Genomic DNA, 23351 nt, shown 5'->3' on the forward strand with positions numbered 1-23351 from the left:
GGAGTTGAGAACAACGAGGGTCGCGAAGAACTCGCCCTGGACATCAGTGGGCCAAGTGGCTACACTGACCCTTTGCGCTGCCTGTTAGCTGCCCCCTGCCCGTCACCTGGGGCATCCCCTCGCATCCGCTTCGCTGGTCGACCCACTCTGACCTGGCCTTTCGGCCAATTCGGGAAATGTCTTCCACGGGGCTCCGCTAGGGACCGGTACGCGCGTAGTGAGTCCGAGCCCTCGGAAGGACCCCCTCTTGGCCGCCTCGCGCAACGCCTCGACCAATACGAACAACGGCGCCAGCACCGCCCCGCTGCGCATCTCCTTTGCAAAGATCAAGGAGCCCCTCGAGGTTCCGAACCTCCTCGCGCTCCAGACCGAGAGCTTCGACTGGCTGCTCGGCAACGCGGCGTGGAAGGCTCGCGTCGAGGCCGCCCTTGAGTCGGGACAGGACGTCCCCACGAAGTCCGGTCTGGAGGAGATCTTCGAGGAGATCTCCCCGATCGAGGACTTCTCCGGGTCGATGTCGCTGACCTTCCGCGACCACCGCTTCGAGCCGCCGAAGAACTCGATCGACGAGTGCAAGGACCGTGACTTCACCTACGGTGCCCCGCTCTTCGTCACGGCTGAGTTCACCAACAACGAGACCGGCGAGATCAAGTCGCAGACGGTCTTCATGGGCGACTTCCCGCTCATGACCAACAAGGGCACCTTCGTCATCAACGGCACCGAGCGTGTCGTGGTGTCGCAGCTCGTGCGTTCGCCCGGTGTCTACTTCGACTCCTCCATCGACAAGACGTCCGACAAGGACATCTTCTCCGCCAAGATCATCCCGTCCCGGGGTGCCTGGCTGGAGATGGAGATCGACAAGCGCGACATGGTCGGCGTACGCATCGACCGCAAGCGCAAGCAGTCCGTCACCGTTCTGCTGAAGGCGCTCGGCTGGACCACCGAGCAGATCCTGCAGGAGTTCGGCGAGTACGAGTCCATGCGCGCCACCCTGGAGAAGGACCACACCCAGGGCCAGGACGACGCGCTGCTCGACATCTACCGCAAGCTCCGTCCGGGCGAGCCGCCGACGCGCGAGGCCGCCCAGACGCTGCTCGAGAACCTGTACTTCAACCCGAAGCGCTACGACCTGGCCAAGGTCGGCCGCTACAAGGTCAACAAGAAGCTCGGCGCCGACGAGCCGCTGGACGCGGGTGTCCTCACCACGGACGACGTCATCGCGACCATCAAGTACCTGGTCAAGCTGCACGCGGGCGAGACCGAGACGGTCGGCGAGAACGGCAACCAGATCGTCGTCGAGACCGACGACATCGACCACTTCGGCAACCGTCGTCTGCGCAACGTCGGCGAGCTCATCCAGAACCAGGTCCGCACGGGTCTGGCTCGTATGGAGCGCGTCGTCCGCGAGCGGATGACCACCCAGGACGTCGAGGCGATCACGCCGCAGACCCTGATCAACATCCGGCCGGTCGTCGCCTCCATCAAGGAGTTCTTCGGCACCAGCCAGCTGTCGCAGTTCATGGACCAGAACAACCCGCTGTCGGGTCTGACGCACAAGCGTCGTCTCTCGGCGCTGGGTCCCGGTGGTCTGTCCCGTGAGCGGGCCGGCTTCGAGGTCCGAGACGTGCACCCGTCCCACTACGGACGCATGTGCCCGATCGAGACCCCCGAAGGCCCGAACATCGGTCTGATCGGTTCGCTCGCCTCGTACGGCCGCGTCAACGCGTTCGGCTTCATCGAGACGCCGTACCGCAAGGTCGTCGACGGCCAGGTCACCGACGAGGTCGACTACCTGACCGCCGACGAGGAGGACCGCTTCGTCATCGCGCAGGCCAACGCCGCGCTCAACGACGAGCTGCAGTTCACCGAGGCCCGCGTGCTGGTCCGCCGTCGTGGCGGCGAGGTCGACTACGTCCCGCCGGCCGACGTGGACTACATGGACGTCTCGCCGCGCCAGATGGTGTCGGTCGCGACCGCCATGATCCCGTTCCTCGAGCACGACGACGCCAACCGTGCCCTCATGGGCGCGAACATGATGCGTCAGGCGGTGCCGCTGATTAAGTCGGAGGCCCCGCTCGTCGGCACCGGCATGGAGTACCGCTGCGCCACCGACGCCGGCGACGTGCTCAAGGCCGACAAGGCCGGTGTGGTCCAGGAGCTGTCCGCCGACTACATCACGGTCGCCAACGACGACGGCACGTACAACACGTACCGCCTGCACAAGTTCTCCCGCTCCAACCAGGGCACCTCGGTCAACCAGAAGGTCGTCGTCGACGAGGGCGACCGGGTGATCGAGGGCCAGGTCCTCGCCGACGGTCCCGCGACCGAAGACGGCGAGATGGCGCTCGGCAAGAACCTGCTGGTCGCGTTCATGCCGTGGGAGGGTCACAACTACGAGGACGCGATCATCCTGTCGCAGCGCCTCGTGCAGGACGACGTCCTCTCCTCGATCCACATCGAGGAGCACGAGGTCGACGCCCGTGACACCAAGCTCGGCCCCGAGGAGATCACCCGGGACATCCCGAACGTCTCCGAGGAGGTCCTCGCCGACCTCGACGAGCGCGGCATCATCCGCATCGGTGCCGAGGTCGTCGCCGGCGACATCCTGGTCGGCAAGGTCACCCCGAAGGGTGAGACCGAGCTGACCCCGGAGGAGCGCCTGCTCCGCGCGATCTTCGGTGAGAAGGCCCGTGAGGTCCGTGACACCTCGCTGAAGGTCCCGCACGGCGAGACCGGCAAGGTCATCGGCGTCCGCGTCTTCGACCGCGAGGAGGGCGACGAGCTTCCCCCGGGCGTGAACCAGCTGGTCCGCGTCTACGTCGCCCAGAAGCGCAAGATCACCGACGGTGACAAGCTCGCCGGCCGTCACGGCAACAAGGGTGTCATCTCCAAGATCCTGCCCATCGAGGACATGCCGTTCCTCGAGGACGGGACCCCGGTCGACATCATCCTCAACCCGCTCGGTGTCCCGTCCCGAATGAACCCGGGACAGGTCCTGGAGATCCACCTCGGCTGGCTCGCCAGCCGCGGCTGGGACGTCTCCGGCCTCGCCGACGAGTGGGCGCAGCGCCTGCAGGCCATCGGTGCCGACCAGGTCGCCCCCGGCACCAACGTCGCCACCCCGGTCTTCGACGGTGCGCGTGAGGACGAGCTCGCGGGTCTGCTGCAGCACACGATCCCGAACCGCGACGGCGAGCGCATGGTGCTCCCGACCGGCAAGGCGCGTCTGTTCGACGGCCGCTCCGGCGAGCCGTTCCCGGACCCGATCTCGGTCGGGTACATGTACATCCTCAAGCTCCACCACCTGGTCGACGACAAGCTGCACGCCCGGTCGACCGGTCCGTACTCGATGATCACCCAGCAGCCGCTGGGTGGTAAGGCCCAGTTCGGTGGCCAGCGCTTCGGTGAGATGGAGGTGTGGGCGCTGGAGGCTTACGGCGCCGCGTACGCCCTCCAGGAGCTGCTGACGATCAAGTCCGACGACGTGACCGGCCGCGTGAAGGTCTACGAGGCCATCGTCAAGGGCGAGAACATCCCTGAGCCCGGCATCCCCGAGTCCTTCAAGGTGCTCATCAAGGAGATGCAGTCCCTGTGCCTCAACGTGGAGGTGCTCTCCTCGGACGGCATGTCCATCGAGATGCGCGACACCGACGAGGACGTCTTCCGCGCTGCGGAGGAGCTCGGCATCGACCTGTCCCGGCGCGAGCCGAGCAGCGTCGAAGAGGTCTGACGGGAGTCCGGTACGGGGGCTCAGCGATGAGCCCCCGGCCGGCCCCAGGACCCCCGTATCAGACCCCAAGACTTACAACCCTGAGAGGGATTGACGCATAGTGCTCGACGTCAACTTCTTCGACGAGCTCCGGATCGGTCTGGCCACCGCTGATGACATCCGTCAGTGGAGCCACGGCGAGGTCAAGAAGCCGGAGACCATCAACTACCGCACGCTCAAGCCCGAGAAGGACGGACTCTTCTGCGAGAAGATCTTCGGTCCGACCCGGGACTGGGAGTGCTACTGCGGCAAGTACAAGCGCGTCCGCTTCAAGGGCATCATCTGTGAGCGGTGTGGCGTCGAGGTCACCCGCGCCAAGGTGCGTCGTGAGCGGATGGGCCACATCGAGCTCGCCGCTCCCGTGACCCACATCTGGTACTTCAAGGGCGTTCCGTCGCGTCTGGGCTACCTGCTCGACCTCGCCCCGAAGGACCTGGAGAAGGTCATCTACTTCGCGGCGTACATGATCACGTACGTCGACGACGAGCGTCGTACCCGCGACCTGCCGTCGCTGGAGGCCCACGTCTCCGTCGAGCGTCAGCAGATCGAGAACCGCCGCGACTCCGACCTGGAGGCCCGCGCCAAGAAGCTCGAGACCGACCTGGCCGAGCTCGAGGCCGAGGGTGCCAAGGCCGACGTGCGCCGCAAGGTGCGCGAGGGTGCCGAGCGTGAGATGAAGCAGCTGCGCGACCGTGCGCAGCGCGAGATCGACCGTCTCGACGAGGTGTGGAACCGCTTCAAGAACCTCAAGGTCCAGGACCTGGAGGGCGACGAGCTCCTCTACCGCGAGCTGCGTGACCGCTTCGGCACGTACTTCGACGGCTCGATGGGTGCCGCGGCGCTGCAGAAGCGCCTCGAGTCCTTCGACCTGGACGAGGAGGCGGAGAAGCTCCGCGAGATCATCCGCACCGGCAAGGGCCAGAAGAAGACCCGTGCGCTCAAGCGCCTCAAGGTCGTCTCCGCGTTCCTGCAGACCGCGAACAGCCCCAAGGGCATGGTTCTCGACTGCGTGCCGGTCATCCCGCCGGACCTGCGTCCGATGGTGCAGCTGGACGGTGGCCGCTTCGCGACCTCCGACCTGAACGACCTGTACCGCCGCGTGATCAACCGCAACAACCGTCTGAAGCGTCTCCTCGACCTCGGTGCCCCCGAGATCATCGTGAACAACGAGAAGCGCATGCTTCAGGAGGCCGTGGACGCCCTCTTCGACAACGGTCGTCGTGGCCGTCCGGTGACCGGTCCCGGTAACCGTCCGCTGAAGTCCCTGAGCGACATGCTCAAGGGCAAGCAGGGTCGATTCCGTCAGAACCTTCTCGGCAAGCGTGTGGACTACTCCGCGCGTTCCGTGATCGTCGTCGGTCCGCAGCTGAAGCTGCACCAGTGTGGTCTGCCCAAGGCCATGGCGCTGGAGCTCTTCAAGCCGTTCGTGATGAAGCGCCTGGTCGACCTGAACCACGCGCAGAACATCAAGTCGGCGAAGCGGATGGTCGAGCGCGGCCGCACGGTCGTGTACGACGTCCTCGAAGAGGTCATCGCCGAGCACCCGGTTCTGCTGAACCGTGCGCCCACGCTGCACCGCCTCGGCATCCAGGCCTTCGAGCCGCAGCTGGTCGAGGGCAAGGCCATCCAGATCCACCCGCTCGTCTGCACCGCGTTCAACGCGGACTTCGACGGTGACCAGATGGCCGTCCACCTGCCGCTCTCCGCGGAGGCGCAGGCCGAGGCCCGCATCCTGATGCTGTCCTCGAACAACATCCTCAAGCCCGCCGACGGCCGTCCGGTGACGATGCCGACCCAGGACATGGTCCTCGGTCTGTTCTTCCTCACCACCGACGGCGAGCTGCGTGACGTCAAGGGCGAGGGCCGCGCGTTCGGCTCCACGGCCGAGGCGATCATGGCGTTCGACGCCGGCGAGCTGTCGCTGCAGTCGCAGGTCGACATCCGCTTCCCGATCGGCACCGTTCCGCCGCGCGGCTGGGTTCCCCCGGTCGCCGAGGAGGGCGAGCCGGAGTGGCAGCAGGGTGACAGCTTCCGTCTGAACACCACGCTGGGCCGTGCGCTCTTCAACGAGCTGCTGCCCGAGGACTACCCGTTCGTCGACTACTCCGTCGGCAAGAAGCAGCTCTCCGAGATCGTCAACGACCTCGCCGAGCGCTACCCCAAGGTCATCGTGGCGGCGACGCTCGACAACCTGAAGGCGGCGGGCTTCTTCTGGGCGACCCGTTCCGGTGTCACCGTGGCCATCTCCGACGTCGTCGTGCCCGAGGCCAAGAAGGCCATCGTCAAGGGTTACGAGGAGCAGGACGAGAAGGTCCAGAAGCAGTACGAGCGCGGTCTGATCACCAAGGAAGAGCGCACTCAGGAGCTCATCGCGATCTGGACCAAGGCGACCAACGAGGTCGCCGAGGCGATGAACGCGAACTTCCCCAAGACGAACCCCATCTTCATGATGGTTGACTCGGGTGCCCGAGGAAACATGATGCAGATGCGTCAGATCGCCGGTATGCGTGGTCTGGTGTCGAACGCCAAGAACGAGACGATCCCGCGTCCCATCAAGGCGTCCTTCCGCGAGGGTCTGTCCGTGCTCGAGTACTTCATCTCGACCCACGGTGCCCGTAAGGGTCTCGCCGACACCGCCCTGCGTACCGCCGACTCGGGTTACCTGACCCGTCGTCTGGTGGACGTCTCGCAGGACGTGATCATCCGCGAGGAGGACTGTGGCACCGAGCGCGGTCTGAAGCTGCGGATCGCCGAGAAGGACGCCGCCGGCGTCCTGCGCAAGGCGGACGACGTCGAGACCTCCGTGTACGCGCGGATGCTCGCCGAGGACGTCGTCGTGGACGGCAAGGTCATCGCGCCGGCCAACGTCGACCTGGGTGACGTGCTCATCGACGCCCTCGTGGGCGCCGGCGTGGAGGAGGTCAAGACCCGCTCGGTCCTGACCTGTGAGTCCGCGGTCGGCACCTGTGCCTTCTGCTACGGCCGCTCGCTGGCCACCGGCAAGCTGGTCGACATCGGTGAGGCGGTCGGCATCATCGCCGCCCAGTCCATCGGTGAGCCCGGTACCCAGCTGACGATGCGTACCTTCCACACCGGTGGTGTGGCCGGTGACGACATCACCCAGGGTCTGCCCCGTGTCGTCGAGCTCTTCGAGGCGCGGCAGCCCAAGGGTGTCGCCCCGATCTCCGAGGCGGCCGGTCGCGTCCGTATCGAGGAGACCGAGAAGACCAAGAAGATCGTCGTCACCCCGGACGACGGCACCGACGAGACGGCGTTCCCGATCTCGAAGCGTGCCCGTCTGCTCGTGGGCGAGGGCGACCACGTCGAGGTGGGCCAGAAGCTCACCGTGGGTGCCACCAACCCGCACGACGTGCTGCGCATCCTCGGCCAGCGTGCGGTCCAGGTCCACCTGGTCGGCGAGGTCCAGAAGGTCTACAACTCGCAGGGCGTGTCGATCCACGACAAGCACATCGAGATCATCATCCGGCAGATGCTGCGCCGTGTGACGATCATCGAGTCCGGCGACGCGGAGCTGCTGCCGGGCGAGCTCGTCGAGCGCTCGAAGTTCGAGACCGAGAACCGTCGTGTGGTGCAGGAAGGCGGCCACCCGGCCTCCGGCCGTCCGCAGCTGATGGGTATCACCAAGGCCTCGCTGGCGACGGAGTCCTGGCTGTCGGCCGCCTCCTTCCAGGAGACGACCCGAGTCCTGACGGATGCGGCGATCAACGCCAAGTCCGACAGCCTCATCGGCCTCAAGGAGAACGTCATCATCGGTAAGCTCATCCCGGCCGGTACGGGTCTGTCCCGCTACCGCAACATCCGGGTGGAGCCGACCGAGGAGGCCAAGGCCGCGATGTACTCGGCCGTCGGCTACGACGACATCGACTACTCGCCGTTCGGCACCGGCTCCGGCCAGGCCGTTCCGCTGGAGGACTACGACTACGGTCCGTACAACCAGTAAGCGCTAGTACGCGAAGAAGGGCGGCACCCCGCACGGGGTGCCGCCCTTCGGCGTGTCAGCGGTTCGCGAGCTCCCAGACCGCGAGGAGCAGCCCGGCGCTCGCGGTGAGCGCGGCCACCGAGGCCAGCGGCCAGCGGGCGCGCTCCAGGGCGTCGAGACGGGCCTCGTGGTCGGCGAGCTGCTTGTCGGTCTGGTCGCTGCGCTGGACGAGCAGCGCGAGCGAGCCGTCGACCCGGGCGAAGCCGGCCTCCAGCGTGCCGCGCAGCCGTTCCAGTTCGAGGGCGACGGCGACCGGGTCGTTCGGGTCAGGCTCGGTCATCGGCCGCCTCCGTGAGGACCTCCGGGGTGCCGGCGGGGGTCGTGCGGAGCCAGGACGGCAGCAGGTCCTGGACGGCGGGGACGGCCATCACCCGGGTGAGGGCGCCGGCGACGGCGAGCGCCCCGGCGACCCAGGGCAGGGTGGCGGGGAGCCCGGAGGCGTCGACGATCGCCGGCAGCACGACGGCGATGCCGACGGCGGTCTGCAGCACGGTGCGGGCCGTGCGCTTGGCGGCTTCGGACATGGGTGGTTCTCCTTGCGTGGGGCGTGGGGCGTGGGGCGTGGGGGTTTCCGCGGGGTGGGCCTACTTCGTGTACGGGACCTTCAGCGCGTTCCAGGAGGCGCGGCCCGGCCAGCCGTCGGCGTCGGAGCCGGAGAAGCCGAGCTTGCGCTGCCAGGCGGCGTACGACTGGCGGTCGGCCTCGGACCAGCGCGGGCCGGGGCCGACCTTGTAGCGGCCGCAGCCCTCGGCGACCAGCCGTCGGCCCATCGCGGTGACGACGGCGGAGCTGGGGGTGGTCTTGAAGAACGCGGTCCCGGGGAACGGCTGGTAGCGCGGGTTCGCCGGCTGGGCGGGGGCGGTGGGCTTGGCGGCCGGGGCGGCGCCGAGCCGCTTCTGGACGCGCTCGCGCATGCCCGGCATGCCGAAGCCGCGCGGGTCGTTCTTCCAGTCGGACCACTCGGCGTGGCCGATCACGGACCGGGCGCCCCAGCCGTGGGCCCGGCACAGGGCCGCGGACACCCGCTCGATGGCGTCGAGCTGGGCGGGCGGCCAGGGGTCGGAGCCGTTGCCGAGGTTGATGCACTCGAAGCCGTAGAAGCGGGAGTTGCCGTCGACGGCGCCCGCGCTGCCCTGGTGTTCGCGGGTGGCCGGCGGCCGGTCCCCGTACGTCTCGCTGATCACGGCCTGGAGGACGGACGGGTCGCCGCCGCCGGCGTGGTTGGCGCGGCCGCTGGAGACCAGGTGGACCGAGCCGTCCTTGGCGATGACGCCGTGGCACAGCGGGCCCGGCAGGCCCTCGTAGCCGTTGTAGCAGAGCTCGACGGTGTTGTCGGTGCCCGCGGAGACAGTGTGGTGGATCATGACGCCGACCACGGGGCCCCAGGTGCCGACGTGGTTGCGGTTGTGGTTGCGCCAGCCGTCGTGCTCGACGACGGTGACGCCTTCGGCGCGGAGCGCGGCGACGATCCGGTCCGCGGAGAGGGGTGTGGCCATCAGTGTCCTCCGGGCATGAGAAAACCCCGGCCGGATCGGCACGGGGCGGGCGTACGGGGGTGGGGCGCGGTGCTTCTTACGGAGCGGGCTCGACGGCCGGCGGCTGCGGCGTCTCGGGCGCCGGCGGGGCCGGGGCCCAGGTGGCGCACAGGGCGGCGTAGGCGGCCCGGCGGTTGTCGAAGTCCGCGAGCGCGGCCGTCACGGCCCGCTCGGCGGCGGTCGGGTCGGGGACGGCGGGAACGCCGTCCTGGGCGTTGACGGTGATGACGCCGGAGCCGCGCAGGACGGCGTCGCCCTCGGCGTCCTTCTCGGTGATCTCGGCGGTGATGTACACGGAGGGGTACTGCCCGGTGACCGGGTCGCGCTCCAGGACGTAGCCGAGACTGTTGTCGTGGACGCGGATGTTGACGGTGTGGCCGTCCTGGGTGACGGTGGCGCGGCCCGCGTAGTCGATGGCCACGCCCCACGGCTGGGTGGGGTCGATGTTCATGGGGTGCTCCTCGTGCTCGTCGTGCCCGTAGGGGGGCGGATCAGGTCTGGGCGCCGTGGATGAGGACGGCCTGGGCGTAGACCGTGCCGCCGCTGGCCAGGGCCTGGATCTCGATGTTCATCGTCTGGCCGAACCGCGTCTTCATGTCGCCGGGCAGCAGGCCGAGGTAGTCGTAGGTGGTGCCCGCGGTGACCGTGGGGCCGAACTGGACGTTGTCGACGAGGACCCGCACCTGGCCGGTCGCGCCGGCCGACGCCGCCGTGTTGACGGCGAGCCGCATCTTCGGCTGCCAGACGGGGTTGGAGCTGCGGGCGATGGTGGTGAAGGCGGGACTGGTGGTGGAGGGCCACTTGGTCGTGTCGGTGGGCAGCGGCGGCATCAGCTGGAGCCAGGGCCGGGCGAGACCGCCGGTCATGATGTCGTCGGCGAAGATCTCGTGGTTGTAGCCGTCGAAGATCCGGAACAGCGGCCGGTTGACGGTGACGCTGCCGGTCTGCGTGGCCGGCCGGAACTCGTTGACGGCGGGACGGGTGTTGACCGCGGTGGACAGGGCCTTGATCCGGCGTTCCATCTGGTTGAGCCGGTCGATGATGTCCTCGGGCAGCTGGGGCATCAGGCCTCCTCAAGGTAGAGCTCGGCGGTGTCGGGGCGGCCGCGCTCCGGCGGGGTGATCTTGATGCCGATGATGCGGTAGCGGGCGTCGAGGCCCTGGGAGTACCACTCGTCGGTGATCCGGATGCGGGCCACCCGGCCGAGCAGCGCCGGCGGGACGATCCCGCCGAGGTGGATGCTGATCTCCGGGATGACGACCGCGCCGCGGGCCTGGTCGAGCTCGGCCTTGGCCAGCGAGTCGAGGGTGAGCTGGTCGCTGATCTCGTTGTGGTCCGAGGACAGGTCGATGAGCGGCCAGCCCTCGGTGAGCAGGTCGGTGGCGATCTGCTCGGTGGAGACGATCGGCCGGGACTCGGCGGCGGCGTTGTTGTTGACGGACGCGCCGCGGGCCACGGAGGTCGTGCCGCCGCGGGTCGCGTCGTACGGGAACGAGTACGACAGGATCACGCCGGGCCGGTCGAAGACGAGGTCGGTGGCGCCGGTACGGATCTTGGGCGAGCCGAGCCGCAGCTGCCGGATCCGCTCGCCGCTGACCGGGTCGCGGTAGACCATGATCTGGTGCTCGAAGCCGTCCTGCAGGGCGGCGAGCTGGTCCAGGGCCTCCAGATAGACCGTCTCGTCGCCGTTGCGCCAGCTCGCGGTGCGCAGGACGTCGGACTTCTCCTGGCCGAGGGCGACCTTGAAGCAGCCCGGCCCCTTGGTGAGCTCGGTCCACAGCTTGCGGGCGATGTCGAGCTGCTCGGTCGGCTGGTCGTACTTGATCTCGGTACGGATGCGGCGGCGGGCCGCGTACGAGTCGAAGGTGGCGGCCTGGATGCCGAGGGTCAGCACCCCGCGGCCGCTGGACTGCAGCGTGGTGGTCCAGATGATGCCGCCCCACCACAGGTCGCCGCCGCGCTCCAGGTAGATCGCGGTGCGGCCCTCGCGGACCTTCTTGACCCGCTCGGCGATGGCCTTGTCGGGGATGGGGATGGTGCCGGACAGGGAGCCGGCCTTGCCGATGAAGTCGTCGAACGAGACGTCCCGCAGCGGCAGGATGTCGATGGTCTGATCGGTGATCAGGTCGCAGAAGATCGCCCGGTAGGGCGTGTCGAGTGCCATCTCGGGCCTCCTTACTGGACGTAGGTGGCGGACACGCGGATGTTCCGCCCGGCGGCGAGGGCGCCGTTGGAGGACCAGGTCCGCAGGTTGACCTGGCCGTTGGTGTAGATGTTGGCGCCGCCCGAACCGAAGCCGTCGCTGGCCACCGCCTCGAAGTCGATGCCGGGGCGCCAGCCGGAGGGGATGGTGCACAGCGGCTCGTCGCCGATGTTGCCGGCGCTGTTGGCGTCGACCTGGGCGCCGGTGCGGGTGACCGTGACGGTGATGGTGCACAGGCCGCCCTTGGTCTTGCGGCCGGAGAACGACACGATCGACCAGTTGGGGAGCGCGACCGCACCGGAGTTGGTGGTCTCCACCTCCACCGGCGGCTGGTAGTTCACCCAGACCGAGCCGTTCCAGCGCTGGAGGGCGCCGTAGTTGTCGCGGAACTGGCCGGCGTAACTGCCCGCCGACACCGTGCCGCTGGGGGCGACACCGCCGACCTCCTTGGGGTAGGCGACCCAGGCGGTGCCGTCCCAGCGCTGCAGGAAGTGGGCGTTGTCGTTGTCCTGGTACTGGCCCGGGTAGGCGCCCGGCACGCCCGCGTTGTTGTAGACGGGCAGGATGCCGCCGGCCGAGACCAGCGTGGTGCGCAGGTCGGTGGCCGCGCCGCCGACCCAGTCGATGCCGCCGGTGCCGGCGGAGGCGCCCTTCTTGACCAGGACCGTGAACAGCGTCAGCGAGCGGGCCGGGGCGGCCGGGGCCACCGGGTTGGCGGCCGGCGTGCCCTTGACGATCTCGACGACGGCCTCGTACTTGCCGAGGGCGTCGACGTCGTTGTCGTACACGCGCACCACGACCAGGTCGAGGCGCGGGTTGAGCGGGTCGCCGTCGGCGAAGGTGATGGTGATGTCCTCGTCGAGCGCGACGGGGTAGGCGCCGTCCGTGGTGCCGCCCTGGATGACGGCCTTGCCGTGGTAGACGGTGGCCGTCATCGGGCCGGTGCCGGCCATCCACAGGCCGCCGACGCGGTACTTGCCGTCGTACGTGCCCGGCAGGATGCCGGACCGGGACGCGAGCGGATTGACGGGCGTCGTGGCGCCGATGTCGGTGATACGGGTGTTCTGACGGGTCTGCCCGGTGGGCATCAACCAGCCGGAGCGTACGGGCATGGAGATCTCCTGTGGAAGGGGGCGGTCGGGCGGCTGCGGGACGGCGCGCGGCTCAGTACTGCGGCGTGACCTGGATGAAGCTGTTGTCGAACCAGGCCCGCACGTTGGCGTTGGAGCTCCGGTAGTACGCGGTCACCGTGTAGGTCGCGCCCGGCGTCAGGCTGTGGATGCGCTGGGTGGTCGAGGCCGAGACGGCGTCCGTGGGGTCGGCGGACTTGGAGGCGCACGCGGCCAGCTCGTCGTCCAGCTCGCGGTGGACGGCGGTGCCCTGGGTGATGCGCACGCACATGTAGGCCGTGCTGGCGATGCCCGTGGTGCCGCTGTTGAGGGCCAGCTCGATCTTCGAACCGAAGGTGAGGATCGCCTGCCGGCTCTCCGGGGCGACGAAGGTCACCGACAGCGGGTTCTCGGCCCGGTCGACCAGCGTGTTCACGTAGGTCGTCGAGATGGTGTAGCCGCCGTCGAGGGAGTCGTTGAAGTACGGCCCGGGGTAGGCCGGCGCCCACGCCGAACCGTTCCAGCGCTGCAGCGGACCGGACGCGGTGGCCCGGTACTGGCCCGTGTAGCTGGCCGGGAGGGTGGAGGCCGAGGCCGGGATGATGCCGCCGACGGCCGCCGGGTACGACACCCACTTGCCGCCGTCCCAGCGCTGGATCTGGCCGTCCGCGGTGTCCTGGTACTGGCCCGGGTAGGCGCCGCGCAGCACCGGGCCCTCGACCGGCAGGATGCCGCCGACCGAGACGACCGCGGTGCGCAGGTCCTTCAGGGCGGTGTTCCACGGGATGCCGCCGTTGCCCGCGCTGGCGCCGGCCGGGACCGTCACCTCGTACAGCGGGAGGCTGCGCGGCGGGGTGGCCGGGGCCACCGGGGTCGGGCCCGCGACGCCCTGGATGATCTCGACCTTGGCCTCGTTGCGGTTCGAGGAGTCGTAGAGGTTGTCGTAGATCTTCAGGACGATCAGGTCGATCCGGCCGTACTGGGCGTCGCCCGGGGCGAAGGTGACCTGGACGGAGGCCGGCAGGGACACCGGGTAGACGCCCTGCGAGATGTCGCCCTGGATGACGGCCCGGCCCTCGGAGACGGTCGCCGCCATGGCGGTGGCGCCGGTCGTCCAGAAGCCGGCAAGACGGTACATGCCGTCGTACGAGCCGGGCAGGATGCCGGAGCGTACCTGCACCGGGTTGATCATGGTGGTCGCGCCGACCTGGTTGAGACGGGTGTCCTCGCGGGTCTGGCCGGTCTCGGCGACCCAGCTGCTGCGCAGGTTCATGGGGTTCTCCAATCGGGGGAGGGGAGGGGCGTCAGGACTTGAGCCACTCGGCGGTGAGGGTGCACGCGTAGCCGGAGCCGCCGAGCGTCTTGATCGCCCCGGCGGCGTTGTGGAATCCGGCGAGCTGGAGCCGGTCGCCCGCGGTGAGCCGGACCAGGCCCTCGCCGCCCACCGACACGGCGCCGTTGCCGGCGGGGGTCAGCCAGGTCATCCGGGACTGGCCGGTGCCGTTGATCAGGACGCGGGAGCCGCGCATGCCGGTCTGCGAGTCGCCCGCCCAGACGGCCTGGGCGTAGACCCGCCAGTAGCCGGTGCGCGGCACGACGTAGGTGTTGCTCCCGTTCCAGCCGGTGGTGTCGTCGACCTCGACGGTCGGCAGGTTGAGCACGGTCCACTCGTTGGGGCTGACGCTCTGCTGCTGGCCGGACAGCCACTGGGTGGCGCCGAACAGGATCTTCGCCGTGCCCTCGGCGTACTGCCAGGCCGAGCCGTCCCAGCGCTGCAGGATCCCGGCGTTGTCCCGGTACTGGCCGGCGTAGCTGCCGGTGGACACCGCGGTGCCGGGGGCGATGCCGCCGAGCGCCTTGGCGTACGGGATCCAGGCCGCACCGTCCCAGCGCTGCAGGGCGCCGCCCGCGTCGCGGTACTGACCGACGTACGCGCCCTTGAAGCCGCTGGTGGGCAGGATGCCGCCGAGCGCCACCACCGGCCAGTGCTGGGTGGTGACCCCGCCGGCCGTCCAGGCGATGCCGCCGTTGCCGGCGGAGATGCCCTTGGGGACGCGGACGGTGTAGAGCGGCATGGTGCTGCCCGTCCCGCTCGCCGGGGCGACCGGGACGGCCGCCGGCACGCCCTTGACCAGGCGGATGACGGCGTCGGTGGTGCCCGTCTTGTCGTAGTCGTCGTCGATGACGGCCAGTTCGATCAGGTCGATGCGGTCGTTCTGCGGATCGCCGTCGGCGATGGTGATCGTCTCCGGTGCCACCGCGCTGACCAGGTAGGCGCCCTGGCGGGTGTCCTTGCCCTGGAGGACCGCCCGGCCGGTGCCGATCGTGCACTGCATGGGCGCGGTCCCGGTCAGGACGAAGCCGCCCGGCACGATGCCCGGGCGGGAGCGCAGCGGGGTCTCCTCGGGGCTCTGGCCGCTCGGGGTGAGCAGGGCGGCCAGGGTGAGACGGGTGTCCTCGCGGGTCTGGCCCGTGGGCTGGAGCCAGGCGGCTCGTACAGTCATGGTTCACCTCTTTGGGGGGAGTGGAACGGGGCCTTCGGTCACCACTCGGCGCTGCGCCAGCGGACCGTCAACAGGGCGTCCGGGGTGGACGCGTCGGGGCGGAAGGACAGCTCGGTGCGGCCCGGTTCGAGGAGGAACAGCTCCTCGGGGCTGGAGTCGGCCATCGCGGTGTGCCGGCGGGAGGCGGTGTTGTTGAGCGTCACCGTGCCGTTGGCGGTGTCGACGACGAGCTCGTCACCGGCGGCCAGGTCGATCGCGTACCGCAGCCGGCGCTTGCTGACCCGCTCGGTGACGGTCGGCATGGAGCACGGACCGCGGAAGACGATCACCGGATGGGTGGGCGCGGAGCCGGTGTTCTCGGCGACGGCGTCGCCGGTGGACTTGGCCTGGCCCCAGTTGAGCGGCCAGGTCAGCGGCCAGGTGAGACCGCTCTCGGGCTGCGGCGGGGTGGTGGTGGCGGTCTGCTCGTTGACGGCGTAGCGGCGCGGGTCCGAGGCCAGCCACTGGATGGACATCTTCGAGCTGCCCTGGGTGGCGAAGCCCTGGTCCGCGGGGACCACGCGCTGGGCGATCCGGGCGCGTACGGCGAGCAGTTCACCGTGCAGCCGGACGGTGAGCCAGCGCTCCTCGTCGAGCAGGGCGAGCGACTGGCGCAGGGCGCGGATGGCCTCGCCGGCGCCGTTGTACTCGGGCACCAGCACGACGGTGCCGCTGATCTTGCGCGGCTTGGCGTACCGGGAGCCGGGCCAGGCGCCGTGCGAGGTGGGCCGGTCGGCGTCGGAGGAGTCGTACTCGGGCAGGTCCTCCCAGCCCTGGAGCCCGGTCCGGTCCACGGCGAACGGCGTACCGGGCCCGATGAGAAGCCCGGCCCACTGGATCTGCCCGTCCTGGGTGATCAGCGAGCCGGGCGCGAGGTCGGCGGTGAAGTTGCTTCCGGCGTATGTGGTTGTGGTCTCGGCCATGGGGCCGTCACCTCACTTCTGAGGGGGTGTCGGGTGAGCAGGGTCTTCAGCAGTGGGCGCCGGCGAGAAAGAGCAGGTCCTCGGCGGTGGACCGGGGGCCGGCGCCGGGGTCCTCGTGGAAGTCCCGGATGCGGTGGGGCTGCCTGGGGGGCTCGGTGAGGGCCGGGACGCGGCGGTTCTCCAGCACGGTGAGCGAGTCGATGCGCGGCGCGTCGGCGGCGCCGGGGAAGACGACACCGCCCTCGGCGAGCATCGGGATCTTGTCGAGGTCGACGCCGAACTTCTTGCCGAGGAGGTTGAAGCTCAGCTTGTTGAGGCCGTCGATGATCCAGTTGGCGAAGGCGATGAGGCCGTTGATCGGGCCCTTGACGACGCCGAGGACGGCGCTCAGGGCACCCTTGATCAGTTCACCCATCCCGTGCAGCGCCCTGCCCACCGCATCCTTGGCGGTGCGGAAGAACCCCGGGACCTTGTCGGTGAAGAAGGACAGGAGCGGCTGGACGGCGCCGCGGATCCCTCCGAAGGCTCCGGAGGCGATGCCGCGGAGCGCGTTGGACGCGGAGGTGACGGCGGTGCGGACCCGCGAGATGCCGTCGATTCCGGACCCGATGATCTTCAGTGCGCTGGTGAACAGGGTCAGGTACGCCTTGAAGTAGGTCCCGACGGCCTGGCCGAGGGCCTTCATGACCGGCTGGAGGAACTTCCAGGCGGCCTGGAAGCCCTTCAGGGCCTGCTGCATGACCTGCTTGATGATCCGCTGACCGGCCTCCGTGTTGACCGCGTACTCGATGAGCCACGCGGCGACGGGGACGAGGATGCCGACGAGGAAGCCGATCGGGTTGGCCCGCATGGCGACGTTGACGGCCGTCATGGCGACGGAGGCGACGGTCATGACGGTGCCGTAGGTGTCCATCAGCCGGGTGATGGTGTCGGTGATGGGCAGCATGGGCGCGAGGATCGACAGCAGCCCGCCGATGCCGGGGCCGAGCCTGCCGGCGACCGTCCTCGCCTTGCCCGCCGCGGTGCCGATCCGCCGTACGCCGTTGCCCGCCTTCGACCGGCCCATCCGGCGGACGGAGGTCGCCGCGCCGGCCGCGCCGGTCCCGAAGGACCGTACGGAGGTGCCGGCGCTCCGCAGACCGGCGGCGAACCTGTCCACCCCGCCGGCCGCGCGCTTCACGTCCTGCGTGAGGCGCTTCATCGAGTCGCCCGCCTGACCGACGCTCCGGCGCAGGGAGCTCATCACGGGAGCGGCACCCTGGAACGGGTTCGGGAAGGCTGCGACGGCGCTCATCCGCGTGCCTTCGCCAGGTACATCAGTGCGTCGGCCGTGGACTGCGGGTCACTGTTGCGGGCCGCGTGGTAGTGCTCGATGTGCAGCCCGCCGCCCGCGCCGCCGCCCGCCTGCATCTGCGCCGACATGCGGGCGCGGCGGGCGGTGAGGGCGAGCAGCCGGTCCAGCTTGGACAGGGGGAGGACGGCCTCGGCCTCGCCGGCCTCCGCGATGATCGCCGGGACACCGCCGGCGCGGGGCATGACGACACCACCGGTGGCGAGCATCGGGATGGTCGGGATGTTGACGCCGAAGGTCTTGCCGCCGACGACCGGCACCCAGCCGGGCACGCTGACCTTGACCCGGTTGACGGCGCTGATCATCCGGTTGATCAGGCCGATCACGGCGTTGATCGGGCCCGACACGCCGCTCTTGATGCCGTTGAACGCCCGGGACGCGATGTCCTTGAGGCCGTTCCAGATGGACGACATCTTGTCCTTGACCGCCTGGAAGGCGTTCGGGATCGCGCTCTTGATCCAGTTGACCACCGGGGTGATCACGGACTTGATGCCGTTCCAGACGGTGCCGATCACCGTCTTGATCGCCTTCATCACCGTGGTGATGACCGTCTTCCAGATGTTGACGTAGGTCCTGATGACCGTGGCGACGGCCTTGACGACGACGGAGATGGCCGTCCTGATGCCGTTCCACACCGTCTTGATCAGGTCGCCGGCCTTCTTCATGATCGGGCCGATGGCCTTCATGACCGCGCTGATCACGACCTTGATGGCGTCGAAGGCCTTCTTGATGACCTTCTGCATCGTCTTCGACTGCATCGCCATGTCGACGATCTTCTGGATGAGCGGCATGAACAGCTCGATCAGGCGGGCGAGGAAGTTGCCCTTCATGGACTTGTTGAGCTTGTCCTGGCCCTTGGCGGCCTTGCCGGCGCCGGACTCGTACTTGCCGAGCTTGGTGCCGGCGGTCTCGGCGGTCCTGCCCGCCTTCGTCATGGACTTCTCGGCGTTGTCCGAGGCGGTCTTGAGGTTCTTGAGCTGGGTGCCGGAGCCTTGGGCGTTGGTCTTGAGGTTCTTGAGCTGCCCGTTGGCCGAGTTGCCGGCGTCGCCCACCTTCTTGACCGAGGTCGCGGCGCCGGCGGCCTGCGTCTTCATGTTGCGCAGGGCGTCGGACGCTTTCTTCATGGAGCTGGTCAGAGACATGGGTTACCTCCTTTCGGGGTGGGTGGGGATCAGATCTCGGCGGCGGTGCGCTGGGCCGCGAGCCTGAGGTTGTTGAACGCCTGGGCCACGTCCCTGCCCGCGTCGGCGAGCCGCTCGGCGGCCCGGGCAGCCGACGACAGGCTGCCGGCCTTGGGGAGCTTCTTCGGGTCGAAGTGCCGCTGGGCGCTGGCGAGTTTGCCGGTCGCCGTGGCCATTTCCTTGATCGCGGCGGGGTTGGCGGCCGCCATGGCGGTGTTGAGCCGCTCGATCTTGCCGGGGTCCGGCACCTTCTTGGGGTCGTGGTGCTTCACGGCGCCGGTGAGCTTGCCGAGTGCCTTGGCGAGCGCGGTGATCTTGTCGGTGTCGAGGCCGGTCAGGGCGTTCTTGATCTTCTCGACGGCATCCGCCGTCTTGGTGATCGCGTTCGCCTTCGGCAGCTTGCCGAACTCCCTGGTGAACTTGGGCGCCTGGTCGTTGAACTTCTCCAGGTGCGGGTTCAGCGTCTGGAGCTGGTTGCGCAGGGCGTCGAAGTTCGTGCCCGGCGGGATGTCGGCGAGGCTGGTGCCGCCGTTGAAGACGCGGTTCTCGCGCTGCTCGACGGCCGTACGGTTCTGGAGACTCCACCCGCCGTTCGCGTTGCCGGCGAGGATCCGGCCGGTGATCTTCTCCGTGACGTTCCGGACGATGTTGATCGACATCGCCGCCAGCAGGAGACCGATCGCGGGGATGGCCAGGCCCATGAAGGCCGAGGCGAAGTACGGCCAGATGGTCCCGAAGTTCTTCCCCTCCTTGATCTTCTCGACGCCGGCGGCGACTCCGTCGAGACCGGCGGCTTCGAGCCACTCCGTCAGGGGGGCCTTCGTGGCCTCCTCGTGGATGTCCCCGATCTGCTTGACCCACGGCTGCGTGGCCTCCTCCGTCAGGATCTTGGGGGCGTCGCCGATGAGGGAGTGCTTGAGCTGGGAGACAAGAGCCGTCTTGTCGTCCTGCTTCTTGTCGTCCTTCGCGTTGGGGACCTTATAGGTGAAGTTCTCGGTGCCCTTGGTGAGGGCGTCCCTGAGCTGGGCGACCTCATTGGAGAGGTCGTCGATCGTTTTTGCCATGGTTGCTCCGCTTCCGGCCGGTGACGGCCAAGCGCCGAAAAGCCCCTGCCGGTAGGGAACTTCGGCAGGGGCTCGTGCGTGGGGGCGGGCGGTCGGGGCGGCTAGGCGTCGCCGTCCTGGCGGGAGCCGCGCCGCACCGTCGCGAGGGCGTCGTTCCAGCCCGCCACGTAGGCGACGGCCTCGCGGCGGTTGACCTCGGCGTACAGCGTGCCGAGCAACGCTCTCTTGTCGAGGGCGGCGGGTCCGTCGAGCAGCTGGCGGAGGCGGTCCTGGAGCGGGATGTGCGGTCGCGATGCCTCGGCCTGCTGAGTCATGGACGCCTGCCTTCCGGTTGCTTGCCCGTGCGTGCGTGGCGGCGCCGCGGAGTGAGGAGCGGGGGCACCACATTTTCGAACTGCTGTGCGAACAGAGTGTGGAACATCTGTTCGGTGTTTGTCGAGCGCGAAACGCCTGACGGTGTGTCTTCCTGGGGGTTTCCTGTGGGGGTTGGTCCTTGATCGGAGCTTGTGTTCGACCGGGGTACTCTGGAAGGCGCGTTCCCCGGGCCTGACACAGTCGGGGGGCGGGGGACGCGAGGGGCGCGTGGGGACCCTAGGGGGCTGGAAGGCAGTGCAGACGCATGGACACGGAGCCGGGCACTAACCGGCGGGAGCGGGCCGTCGACTGGCTCGAATCCCATCCGGACCTGCCCCATCTCTTCGCACGACTCGCCGAACTGGTCCACGTCGCCGGGTACGCCCCGGAGGACCTCGTCGTACTGCCCCGGGCCGAGGTGGACCGCCGCGAGACCGCCGCGTTCACCGCCGGCTGGGCCGAGGCCGTCTCGGACGAACTGCCGCGCATCCGCCGTGAGTACGAGAAGCGCGTCGCCGACGCCTACGCACAGGGGCAGGGTGACGCGCGTGGAATCCGGCGCCCCCAGCGGCGTACGGACACCAACCAGGACGGGGCCCGGGTCATCGCGCTGCCCTTCGCCCGGCTCCTGGAGCCGCCGGCCGTCGTGGTGCAGGCCGAGGAGCGCGTCCGCAGGGAGCGCGAGCTGTTCGAACAGCGACCCGAGCACGAGTACGTATCCGAGCCCGAGCCGCAACCCGATCGCACGCCGGAATCCGCACTGGAGCCCGAACCCGTCTCGGAGCCCGAGGCGGACGTCCTGCTGACCGCCCAGGAGAGCCGCGCCCGCAGGAACGCCCAGCCGGTGCGGAAGGTCGTCCGCGGCAAGGGCGGCCGCCCGATAGTGCCGCCGCTCAACGGCGTACCCGTCCAGGCCGCGGCCACGTCCGACCGGCGCGGCGGCGAGTCCGGCGCAGCGGACGCGCGCGCGAGCCGCCGGGGACGCCGCCTCTCCGATCGGGCCAGGGCCCTGGAGGAGGACATGGCCGCCGAGCGAGCACAGGAAGCGCCCCCGGAGCCCGCTCCCTGACGGGAACGGGCTCCGGGGGCCGCGGGGGTGTGGCATCGGCCTCCGTGGCGTCAGCCGAAGAAGCGGGCGAGCGCGGCGGGGGAGACCGCCTCGTCGGCGCTCCCGTCGGTGGGGTGCTCGTCCTGCTCCTTCCCGTCGTCCTCCGTGACACCGGGTCGCGGGACGGGCTTCGGGAACTCGGGTGGATCGTCGTCCTCGCCGATGTTGACGCACGAGAACATCCAGTTGGCGACGGCCAGATGGTCCACCGCCGCCGCGATGAGATGGTCGGAGACCGACCACTCCGCGGCCTCCCCATGGATCTCGCGCTGAACGGCACTGTCCTGAGGGAGGTGCTTGACCATGACCATCAGGCGCCGGCTCGAGAGTTCACCCCGGTACCAGTCGAGGAGATCGGTGCCGTAATAGCGGAGGAGATCCGCCTCAAGGGCCTCGGCGTGTTCTTCGGCGAACTCGACGAGGCTCAGCCTTCCCCCAGGCCGAGCCCGGTCTCCTTGCCGTAGGCCTCCAGAATGGCGGCGACGTCCTGCATCGTGATGTCGTGCTGCTCGAAGCGAGCGAACTGCTCCTCACCCATCAGGAGCGCGAGCAGCCCGTCCACGTCGTTGTCGTCGAGCTTGCGCAGAGCCTTGGCGGTCGCGCGGGAGAGCTCGGTCGGAAGGGTGTAGGACTCGCCGTCCAGCTCGAAGGACCAGCTGCGGCCGGTGGCCTCCAGGCGCTGGGCGCGTGCGGCGTTGACGTCGAAACGGGCCATGGTGATGCGTACTCCTTGTTCGAGTGAGTGAAGAGGAGAGGGGTGGGGCGGGACGGCCGAGCGCCGTCCCGCCCCGGGTGGAGAAGGATCAGACGGTCGCGGAGTACTGGCTGTCCTTCATGAGGAAGGTCGCCAGCGGCTTGCCGTCGCCCTTCGACATGGCGGTGAAGGTGACGCCCAGCTGGGACGCGGCCTTGCGGGCCAGCTTGATGTCGTCCGTGGCGGTGACCTGGCCGCGCGGGATGATGAAGCGGTACTTCACCGCGGTCGTGCCACCGGCCTTGACGTCGGTGAACTCCAGGCCGAGGGCGCGCACGTCCGCGAACGGACGCTCGGCGATCTCGTAGCGGTACGTGTCGACCGCCGGGGTCGGCTCGGCCTTGACCGCGTCGCCGCCCATGAAGAACGGGAGGGTGTCCTCGTTGAACTGGAGCAGCGAGAACTTCAGCGAGAGGTCACGGGCCGAGTAGATGTAGTGGATCGGGGAGACCGACTGCCACGAGTCGATGGCCTCCAGCTTGTCCTTCTTCGAGAAGGTGACGCCGTCGCCGGTGGTGAAGCCCAGGTCCTTCCAGCCCGCGCCGGACCAGTCGGCGGCGGAGTCCGTGCCGAAGGTGGCCGGGAGGGAGGTGCCGGCGTCGGCCACGTAGAGCTTGCCGGTGCCTGCGACGCGGATCTCGGCGGAGTTGTTTCCTGCCATGGTGGGTTGCTCCTTGTTGAGAGGGTGTGAGAGAGCGCCGCCCCGCGGTTCCGGAGTTCCGGACCCGGGTACGGCAAAGGCCCCGCCGGTCGGCGAGGCCTGGTCTGTGGGGTGAGCGGCCGGGAGGCGCTCGTGAGCGTCTAGAAGACGTTCAGGGAGAGGCGGATCACGCAGAGGTAGCGGTTCGCGCCCCGGTAGAGGTAGTCGGGCATCCAGCGCGGCCCGTCCTGCTCCTCGACGTCGCTGACGACGTTGGCGCCGAGCTGCTTGCCGATGGTGGCGAGCAGGGCGCGCCGGGCGGCGTTGGCGAGGACGTGGGCCGCGGTCTTGGTCGGCCCGTACACCTCGAACTCGATCAGCGGCATGTCGACGTGCAGGTCGCCGAGCCAGGCGCCGCCGCGGCGGTTCACCAGGACGGCGTTCTGCGTGCCGTCGAAGCCGGCCGGCGCCTGGGCGGCGACCGTGACGCCGGCCAGGGCCGGGTCTGCCTTGAGGACGTCGACGACCAGCTTCTCGACGTCCGGGAACGCACTCGGGGGAGTGGTCATGACGGTTCTCCTCGGTGGAAGGGGAGGGCGGGACGGAAGTGGTGCGGGGGGCCGCCCGGGGCGCTCGACGCGGGGAAGGGGGCGGGGGCGCGGAGCGCTCCCGGACGGCGGACGGCGGAGGCCGCGTCCCGTCCTGCGGGCGCAGCTCCGCCGCTGCACCAACTGTGACAGAGAGCGTGCGCGCACGCAACTAATTCGGTGGCCGACTTCGGGATTCCGCGCCAGAAAGGCCGTTCCATGGCCCTGAC

Annotated in this window: 21 protein-coding genes; 3 read left to right on the plus strand and 18 right to left on the minus strand. The window is 69.3% G+C overall.

Annotated elements, in window-relative coordinates:
- Positions 1-247: 247 nt before the first annotated feature.
- Entirely contained in the window at positions 248-3730 is a 3483-nt protein-coding gene (gene rpoB, locus ACIGEZ_RS14205) for a DNA-directed RNA polymerase subunit beta (protein ID WP_399830294.1), read from the plus strand.
- 100 nt (positions 3731-3830) lie between these two features.
- Entirely contained in the window at positions 3831-7730 is a 3900-nt protein-coding gene (locus ACIGEZ_RS14210) for a DNA-directed RNA polymerase subunit beta' (protein WP_399830297.1), read from the plus strand.
- Positions 7731-7785: 55 nt separating this feature from the next.
- Here ACIGEZ_RS14210 and ACIGEZ_RS14215 read toward each other — a convergent pair whose 3' ends face one another.
- The 14 genes from ACIGEZ_RS14215 to ACIGEZ_RS14280 all read right to left on the minus strand — a co-directional run bounded on the left by ACIGEZ_RS14215 (position 7786) and on the right by ACIGEZ_RS14280 (position 19992).
- Entirely contained in the window at positions 7786-8049 is a 264-nt protein-coding gene (locus ACIGEZ_RS14215; RefSeq protein ID WP_399830299.1) for a hypothetical protein, read from the minus strand.
- Positions 8036-8293: a hypothetical protein gene (locus ACIGEZ_RS14220; RefSeq protein WP_399830302.1), complete on the minus strand. Its 258-nt coding sequence runs from the start codon at positions 8291-8293 to the stop codon at positions 8036-8038. The genes ACIGEZ_RS14215 and ACIGEZ_RS14220 overlap by 14 nt, the downstream gene beginning before the upstream one ends.
- 60 nt (positions 8294-8353) lie before the next feature.
- Complete coding sequence (locus tag ACIGEZ_RS14225; RefSeq protein WP_399830305.1) at positions 8354-9265, minus strand: peptidoglycan-binding protein; 912 nt, start codon at positions 9263-9265, stop codon at positions 8354-8356.
- A 76-nt stretch (positions 9266-9341) separates the two neighbouring features.
- The gene (locus ACIGEZ_RS14230; RefSeq protein WP_399830307.1) at positions 9342-9755 is read right to left on the minus strand and encodes an ATP-binding protein; all 414 of its coding nucleotides are present in this window, start codon (positions 9753-9755) and stop codon (positions 9342-9344) included.
- A 40-nt stretch (positions 9756-9795) separates the two neighbouring features.
- Positions 9796-10368 carry a hypothetical protein gene (locus tag ACIGEZ_RS14235; RefSeq protein WP_399830310.1) on the minus strand — a complete coding sequence of 191 codons (573 nt, stop codon included), beginning with the start codon at positions 10366-10368 and terminating at the stop codon, positions 9796-9798.
- The gene (locus ACIGEZ_RS14240) at positions 10368-11468 is read right to left on the minus strand and encodes a hypothetical protein (RefSeq protein WP_399830312.1); all 1101 of its coding nucleotides are present in this window, start codon (positions 11466-11468) and stop codon (positions 10368-10370) included. Before ACIGEZ_RS14240 ends, ACIGEZ_RS14235 begins: the two co-directional genes overlap by 1 nt.
- An 11-nt stretch (positions 11469-11479) precedes the next feature.
- Positions 11480-12619, minus strand: coding sequence for a hypothetical protein (locus tag ACIGEZ_RS14245; protein WP_399830315.1), 1140 nt, complete (start codon positions 12617-12619; stop codon positions 11480-11482).
- A 52-nt stretch (positions 12620-12671) separates the two neighbouring features.
- Entirely contained in the window at positions 12672-13889 is a 1218-nt protein-coding gene (locus ACIGEZ_RS14250) for a hypothetical protein (protein ID WP_399830318.1), read from the minus strand.
- 31 nt (positions 13890-13920) lie between these two features.
- A complete protein-coding gene (locus ACIGEZ_RS14255) occupies positions 13921-15120 on the minus strand; it encodes a hypothetical protein (protein ID WP_399830321.1) in 1200 nt (399 codons plus the stop codon).
- 38 nt (positions 15121-15158) lie between these two features.
- Positions 15159-16082, minus strand: a complete 924-nt coding sequence (locus tag ACIGEZ_RS14260; protein WP_399830324.1) for a phage distal tail protein — start codon at positions 16080-16082, stop codon at positions 15159-15161.
- 46 nt (positions 16083-16128) lie between these two features.
- Complete coding sequence (locus ACIGEZ_RS14265) at positions 16129-17376, minus strand: tape-measure protein (protein ID WP_399830327.1); 1248 nt, start codon at positions 17374-17376, stop codon at positions 16129-16131.
- Positions 17373-18575 (minus strand): phage tail protein, encoded by a 1203-nt coding sequence (locus ACIGEZ_RS14270; protein ID WP_399830330.1) that lies wholly within the window; start codon positions 18573-18575, stop codon positions 17373-17375. Before ACIGEZ_RS14270 ends, ACIGEZ_RS14265 begins: the two co-directional genes overlap by 4 nt.
- A 29-nt stretch (positions 18576-18604) precedes the next feature.
- Complete coding sequence (locus ACIGEZ_RS14275) at positions 18605-19678, minus strand: hypothetical protein (protein WP_399830333.1); 1074 nt, start codon at positions 19676-19678, stop codon at positions 18605-18607.
- Between the two features lie 101 nt (positions 19679-19779).
- A complete protein-coding gene (locus tag ACIGEZ_RS14280; RefSeq protein WP_399830336.1) occupies positions 19780-19992 on the minus strand; it encodes a hypothetical protein in 213 nt (70 codons plus the stop codon).
- A 305-nt stretch (positions 19993-20297) separates the two neighbouring features.
- Between ACIGEZ_RS14280 and ACIGEZ_RS14285 the strand changes: the two genes are divergently transcribed.
- Entirely contained in the window at positions 20298-21101 is an 804-nt protein-coding gene (locus tag ACIGEZ_RS14285) for a hypothetical protein (RefSeq protein ID WP_399830338.1), read from the plus strand.
- A gap of 50 nt (positions 21102-21151) precedes the next feature.
- Here the strand turns inward: ACIGEZ_RS14285 and ACIGEZ_RS14290 are convergent, their stop codons facing one another.
- From ACIGEZ_RS14290 to ACIGEZ_RS14305, 4 genes are all read right to left on the minus strand, one after another.
- On the minus strand, positions 21152-21445 hold the full coding sequence (locus ACIGEZ_RS14290) for a hypothetical protein (RefSeq protein WP_399830341.1): 294 nt from the start codon (positions 21443-21445) through the stop codon (positions 21152-21154).
- A 119-nt stretch (positions 21446-21564) separates the two neighbouring features.
- A complete protein-coding gene (locus ACIGEZ_RS14295) occupies positions 21565-21855 on the minus strand; it encodes a hypothetical protein (protein WP_399830344.1) in 291 nt (96 codons plus the stop codon).
- A gap of 88 nt (positions 21856-21943) precedes the next feature.
- A complete protein-coding gene (locus ACIGEZ_RS14300; protein ID WP_399830347.1) occupies positions 21944-22555 on the minus strand; it encodes a phage tail protein in 612 nt (203 codons plus the stop codon).
- Between the two features lie 140 nt (positions 22556-22695).
- On the minus strand, positions 22696-23103 hold the full coding sequence (locus ACIGEZ_RS14305) for a hypothetical protein (RefSeq protein WP_399830349.1): 408 nt from the start codon (positions 23101-23103) through the stop codon (positions 22696-22698).
- Positions 23104-23351: the final 248 nt, after the last annotated feature.

Origin of the sequence: Streptomyces sp. NPDC085481 (assembly GCF_044541845.1) — a bacterium.
GTDB lineage: Bacteria > Actinomycetota > Actinomycetes > Streptomycetales > Streptomycetaceae > Streptomyces.